Raw genomic sequence first — 1,055 nt, 5'->3', positions numbered from 1 at the left:
GAGGGTGTCCCAAAAGTCACGAAGTGACTGAAAGGACACCCGACTATAAAAAAGGAGAACGGTTACCACGCCGTTCTCCTTTTTCCCTTATTATGTGATATAATAAGGTATGCTCACATTTAAAGATTATACTATGGATCAGTTACAATTACCACTGTCTTTTGAAGATTTTATACCGGAAAATCATCTGGTGCGGGTCGTAAATACAATCGTGGACAGTCTGGACCTGTCTCCACTCTACGACAGATACAAACAGGGCGGTTGCCCTGCTTATCACCCACGCATGATGCTGAAGGTTATGATCTATTCTTATTCTCAGAAAACATACTCTTCCCGCATGATCGCAAAAGCTCTTCGTGAAAATATCAACTTCATGTGGATCGCTGGAGGAAATAAACCGGATTTCCGTACGATCAACCGTTTCCGCCTGCAAATGAAAGACATCATAGAAGATATTTTTTACGAAGTTGTCAAACTCCTGATCGATAAAAAATATATCAAGCTGCAGAATTACTTTTTGGATGGGACAAAGATTGAAGCCAATGCCAATAAGTATTCTTTTGTATGGAATAAATCTGTCCGGAATTATGACCGGAAACTGGACGAAAAGATCAAAGCTCATCTCCGGGAAATCGATCAGATCGTAGCGGAAGAAAACCAGATCTACCTGGAAGAGGATCTGGAAGAAAAGGGGGAACATACCCGGATCACAGCAGAGCAGGTGGCTGCTGTTGTGGAAAGTATAGACAAAAAACTGGAACGGGAGCCGGAAAATAAGCCGTTAAAGAAAAAAGCCAGGGAATTTAAAAAAGATATCCTGCCCAGGAAAAAGAAATACGAAAAATCTCTGGAAACATTTGAGGGAAGGAACAGTTACTCCAAAACCGATCATGACGCTACCTTTATGCGTATGAAAGAAGATGCCATGTTAAACGGACAGTTGAAACCAGGGTATAACATCCAGATTGGGACAGAAAACCGGTATATCGTAGGTTTTACTATCCACCCTAATCCTACAGACACAACAACGATGATCCCCCATTTGCAGCATCTAA

The 1,055-nt window shown here is 41.6% G+C and carries 1 protein-coding gene; it reads left to right on the top strand.

The window, feature by feature from the left end:
- Nucleotides 1–133 precede the first annotated feature (133 nt).
- A partial coding sequence (locus FGQ86_RS16155) for an IS1182 family transposase (RefSeq protein WP_171031594.1) occupies nucleotides 134–1,055 on the top strand: 922 nt, incomplete at its 3' end.

The sequence above is a fragment of the Clostridium sp. BSD2780061688st1 H5 genome (assembly GCF_005845155.1).
Classification (GTDB): domain Bacteria; phylum Bacillota; class Clostridia; order Lachnospirales; family Lachnospiraceae; genus Claveliimonas; species Claveliimonas intestinigallinarum.
This window is presented reverse-complemented; position numbering and strand designations above follow the sequence as displayed.